The following is a 5,591-nucleotide window of genomic DNA, read 5'->3' on the forward strand; positions in this document are numbered from 1 at the left end:
TATCAAGAAGTTTTAACTTCCGGGGTAATTGGTCTTGTTAATGCCGTTAATGAATTGACTGGTCAAAGCCAACGTTTTGATTATAAAGATAAAGCAAATCTGCAAGGAGATGCTAAAAATTATCTTGATGCAATGCATCAATTTGGAACAACAATTGTTGATGTCATGAATAACAAAATCGCTTTTAAATTTAATATTTTGAATAATTTAACAGCAATTAATGAAGTTATTCGTTTTGTTCGGATTATTTTAACTTATCTTGATCAATTTGATGCGACAAAAAGTTCAACTTGAGCAGAAATTAATACTGTTCGTACAACAACTTATAAGTTAAATTCAAAACTTGATTTTAAAAAAATGGTTAATGATTTATCAGTTCGGTTAACTAGTACGAATGATGAAGGAATCCGTAGTTTAATTGCAATTTTATTTCAAAGTTCGGAACATCATCAAATTAAGGCAAATCCTTTAGCTAATCTTGGTTTTTTATCAAAAGAAGATTTAACGCCAGTCGGATTGTCAGCTCTTGGAAAAGTTTTTATTAATAAATATATGCCTCTTGAAATATTAGGATCAATTAAGATTTATCTTGGCAATGTGGTATGAGACTTGATAAACACCATTTCAGCAAAAGAGACATTAGATGATATGGTTGCATTTTTAAGTAACCAGTTAATAGCTGGCCAGCTTCCAGAAAATATTAAACCAGTGATTGATAAAATCAAAGCGGATCCTGCTGCAATTAACGATTTATTTGCAGCATTATATCAAGGTGATCTTTTGGGTGATGTTTTAAAAATTATATTACCAGACTCACCATTAGCAAAGATTAAAAATCTAGAAACAATGTTAAATAAACCATTAAAAAACTGAATCCCAGCAAATCAGTTTACAAATATTATTGGTGAAAAAAATATCGTTGATGTTGTAGGAGATTTAAAACAAGCAATTACCAAACCAACATTTGTTAATGCGCAAGATGTTTATCAATTATTTGATAGTTTTCTAACACCAACAACTAATAACTCGTATCTGTTACAAGATGCATTGTTAAATCCGGATGATTTTTTTGCTATTCTAGGATTTAAAAATAATGTAATTGTTGATAAATCCCCGTTATCTTATTTAAAAAGTATTTTAGAAAATATGATGGGTATTGAAGGCGGGTTTAAAACAATCAATAAATATATTACTGATTTTAATGTTACCCAACAAAAATTAGCAGCAACAATGCAACAAACTTTTAATGCTTTACAAGTCGGGGTCGGTTCACAAACAGTTGATAATGTTTTTGAATATAAAATTAATGATAAGGTTATTAAAATTGTTGTTGAATTACAACATAATAAATATCTTATTAATGAAATTACAATCCATTAAACAATTTGAAAAGTTATTCTTTCAAGGAAAAGAATAACTTTTTTATTTAATCTTGGTATAATGATAAAAGAAAGAAGTAAGGGTTTTTAATAATGGCTAAAACAATTTTTGGAAAAAAAAAGAATCGTAATTTATTATTAAATTATTTTAAACCATCAATTTATGTTCAAAATGTTAACAAGATTAATCTTGAATCATTAAAAAAACATGGGATTAAGGTTTTTATTTGTGATTTAGATAATACTTTAATCCCATTTTATCGTGGCATTCCAAATGCAGATAATCTAAATTTAATTCAAAAGGTGCAGGACTTAGGAATGACATTTGTCCTAGTTTCAAATAATGCCCGTAAACGAGTGGAACGATTTGCATTAAAAGCAGGAATTAAACATTATTATTGAAATGCTAAAAAACCATTATTAAAATACTTTCGTATTATTTCACGGCAATTTAATGTTAATCCCCATGAAATGATTATGGTTGGTGACCAATTAATTACTGATGTTTTATTTGCAAACCGTGCTCATATGGAAAGTATTTTGGTGGTTCCTGTAACTGGTGTTGATGAGTCAAATCGTTTTATACGGTTATTAGAAAGTGTTGTTTACAAAAGATTAGCACAAAAAAATATTTTACATAAGGGATTCTTTGATGAAGGAGAATATGGGTTAGACTATGACATCTTATAAGCACTGCCAAGGTTGTGGTGTTACTTTACAAAACACCAAGCAAAACAAAATTGGTTATGTTGAAAATTTAACACAAGATTATTGTTATCGTTGTTTTCGCTTAACACATTATAATGAATTAATTGATTATGATTTAAATGAGAATTCCTTTTTAGCAAATCTTAGTAATAATTATGGTTTAGGATACCATTATTTTTATGTTTTGGATGCTTATGATTTAGATGGTTCACGAAACTTACCATTAGAGCAAATCTTACAAAATAATAAAGTGACAATAATTATTAATAAAGTTGATTTAGTTCAAAAGTTAATTAATAATAACAAAATTCTTACTTTTGTTGAAGAACTTTTTATTAATTCAGCGTTGTTTGCAAAGATTGAAAACATTATTTTAGTTAGTGCTTTAAAAAATTATGCATTAGATGAATTATATCGCTATATAAAACATCAAACTGAAGATATTGTTTTTGTTGGTAGTTCAAATACCGGAAAGAGTACTTTGTTAAATAGTTTAATTAAGTTAACAAATTATCAACAAAAAATAACAGTTTCCAATAATGTTTCAACAACCCTTGGCAATATTGAAGTTAAGTTGGGAACTAAGCATAAAATTTATGATAGCCCAGGAGTTGTTAATAACCATACCATTATTTCTTATTTAGATCATAATGACAAAAAAATGATTACTAATAAATTGCTTAAACCAATTACATTTCAATTAGAGTCTGAACAAACAATTTTTTATGAAGGGCTAGCAAGTTTTTCTTTTGTAAAAGGATTAAAAACAAGTTTTCACTTTTATAAAAATAATAATATAATGTTACATCGAACAAAACTAACAAATAAAGATTATTATTTTAAGCACCACTTAATGCAAGCTTCGCTAAGATTAAAAGATTATAATCCTTGAAAAGAACAAACAATCATTATTGCAGAACCAGGAGATTATTCTTTATTTATTGCCGGATTAGGGTGAATTACTTTTAAAGGAAGCCCAGGACAAGAACTAATGGTTGGAACAAATGAAAACATTAAAATTAATTTACGAAAACGGTTCATTTAGTTTTATACTTAAAAGTAGATAGTTAGAAAGGAAGAAGGTTATATGAATCTTTTTAAAAAATATCCTTATGTTATTACCAATTTAGATGGAACAATAACCGGTGAAGGTTATGTAATTAATGAAGAAACTTATGAAGCCTTACAAACGTATCAGTTAGTGAGTGACTATCATTTGTTGTTAGCATCGGGACGGTTAGATTTAATGGCAAAAGAATATTTTGCAAAGTTAAAAATTAAGACACCAATTATTTCTTGTAATGGTGCTTTAATTCGAGATCCCGTTAGCAATGAAGTTTTATACCAGCAAACCTTACCGCAAGATTTAGCGATTGAAATTATTACATTAGCATTAGAACATGATGTTGATCATATTGTTTATACTGCAAGTATGATTTATGGTCATCCTCATTCAAAACGAATTGCATTAATGATAAAATATAATGAACAATTAGGTGATAATAATTATCAAATTCCATTAGATATTGAAACAAATTATTTAGCATTATTAAAAAATAATAATATTCAAGTCTTAAAAATTTTATTTCCATTTAACTCAACAGCTGAATTAGAGCGTGTCCAGTTTATTAATGAACCATTTAAAGATCAAGTTGAAGGGGTCTTTTCACAAAAAGACTTGTTTGATATTCAAGCGTTAGATATTGACAAAGGAAATGTTTTTAAAAAATTATGTGAATTAAAAGGGTATAATCCACAGCAGTTTATTTTTTATGGCGATAATTTTAATGACATTGAACTTGCAAAAAGTGTTGGTTATTCTGTCGCAATGGGGAATAGTGTTTTAGAACTAAAAAAAATTGCTAATGCAACAACTACTTCTGTTGTTGATAATGGTGTTCGTGAACATATCTTTTTACCGAAGTATTATCAAAAGAACAAATTGCTGAGTTTTTACCACAAGTTAAAAATGTTTTTGAATAAACATTTTTTTATGAGTATAACTTTGTTTTCAAAATTACCTTTGATATAAAAAATAGGTCTCTGTAAAGACCTATTTTTTATATCAAAAGTATATGACGTTATTTGCATTTTTAAGTATTCTCCTTCAAGTCATAAGTTTTTAATATATAACACTGCTTTTTGTTCTACATAAAAAATAGGCATAAAGATACAATAGGCATAATTTACTAGCGATAAATGATTTTGATCAGAATATCAATCTTCATTAATGTCTTTTGTCTTAAATTTAATATTTGTTTTTGTATTAGATATTGTTGTACCTTGACCACCAGCAGCAGAAGTAATATTATTAATTTTAATATATTAATATTTTGTTCTAAATTCTTGTCAATTGTTAGCATAATCTGATCATTTAATTAAATCTATTGTTTTCGTTGATGTTTTTTCATCATTTGTTATTGGTCCAATTACTTTTCAATTTAAATTTATATTATTTGTTATTTTTGTTATTTGTTGGTGGCCTCAACCATCCAAATCTAAATGATAAATTTTACCAGTACTATTTAAAACATAAGCACTGCCGTTATTATCTAATTCGATTGCGATGATTGGAAAAGCTAAACCATCAAATTTGTCAATTTGTCCATGTTCATGTTTTAAATAAACACCATTGTTTGTCCCAAGATAAGTATCACCAGCTTGCAAACGTCCACCACGGGTAGTTTCAGTTAAAACTTTTTTAGGATTTAAATTATTAGCTTCATCATTTGAACATAATCTATTAAATTTACTAACTAATTTATTAATACCATTACTATTATCTGAATCAGAGTTTGAATCTGGTTTATTTTCTTCTTTTTTAATAGTTTTTGTTTCAGTATTATTTAGAGTAAATTCAACGATAACTCTGCCATAATATCTATTGCTATTTTGATTACTGCTAATTATTGCTAAATTATGTGTAATATCATGAAGAGTTACTTCATCTAAATTTATATCAGTGTTTAGCAATATTACTCTTTCTAAAATTGTTTCTGGTAAGTTATCAGATAATTCCCCTAAGTGGGTATTTGGTACAAGAAGACTTAATTTTTTGAGTGGGCGGGGTGGGGGAACGTTATTTTGTTTATTTCGTTGACTTTTAGGTAAAACTGTTGCATAAATTGGTTCCTTGTTTTGATCTTTATCATCTTCTGATGTTATTTCTGGATTTGGAATAGTGGGTAAGGGGTTTTGACATCCCAAACTTGGATTGTCATTATAAAATACTGAAGTGCTTAAATTATAAATTGTAAAATAAACGTCAATAAAATTTGTTGTACTATCAGTATCTTCGTCTCAAATTATTCTAGCAATGTTTTTCCTAACATTGATTATTTTTAAACTGTTTTTTTTAATATTTTTATTTAATTTATATATTCGTTTTAAAATTGTTTCTGGTCGTTATCGGATAATTCACCTAATATTCACTTGTATACTGTAAAACTAAACGATAAAAAGTTATAATTATATTAACATATTAATTATGAAATACAATAGACT

At 27.1% G+C, this 5,591-nt stretch carries 5 protein-coding genes; 4 read left to right on the forward strand and 1 reads right to left on the reverse strand.

The window, feature by feature from the left end; translation table 4 throughout:
- The 4 genes from TS70_RS05750 to TS70_RS05765 all read left to right on the forward strand — a co-directional run.
- On the forward strand, nt 1-1,380 hold a 1,380-nt coding region (locus TS70_RS05750), incomplete at its 5' end, for an MOLPALP family lipoprotein (protein WP_198049685.1).
- A 92-nt stretch (nt 1,381-1,472) separates the two neighbouring features.
- Nucleotides 1,473-2,069, forward strand: coding sequence for a YqeG family HAD IIIA-type phosphatase (locus TS70_RS05755; RefSeq protein WP_040093476.1), 597 nt, complete (start codon nt 1,473-1,475; stop codon nt 2,067-2,069).
- Nucleotides 2,056-3,132, forward strand: a complete 1,077-nt coding sequence (yqeH, locus tag TS70_RS05760) for a ribosome biogenesis GTPase YqeH (RefSeq protein WP_040093477.1) — start codon at nt 2,056-2,058, stop codon at nt 3,130-3,132. Before TS70_RS05755 ends, yqeH begins: the two co-directional genes overlap by 14 nt.
- A 42-nt stretch (nt 3,133-3,174) precedes the next feature.
- Nucleotides 3,175-4,119, forward strand: coding sequence for a Cof-type HAD-IIB family hydrolase (locus tag TS70_RS05765; protein WP_232332523.1), 945 nt, complete (start codon nt 3,175-3,177; stop codon nt 4,117-4,119).
- A 293-nt stretch (nt 4,120-4,412) separates the two neighbouring features.
- Here the strand turns inward: TS70_RS05765 and TS70_RS07930 are convergent, their stop codons facing one another.
- Entirely contained in the window at nt 4,413-5,294 is an 882-nt protein-coding gene (locus tag TS70_RS07930) for a hypothetical protein (RefSeq protein ID WP_232332524.1), read from the reverse strand.
- Between the last annotated feature and the right edge of the window lie 297 nt (nt 5,295-5,591).

It is taken from the genome of Spiroplasma sp. hyd1, from assembly GCF_016082235.1.
GTDB classification, from domain to species: Bacteria; Bacillota_I; Bacilli_A; order Mycoplasmatales; family Mycoplasmataceae; genus Spiroplasma; species Spiroplasma poulsonii.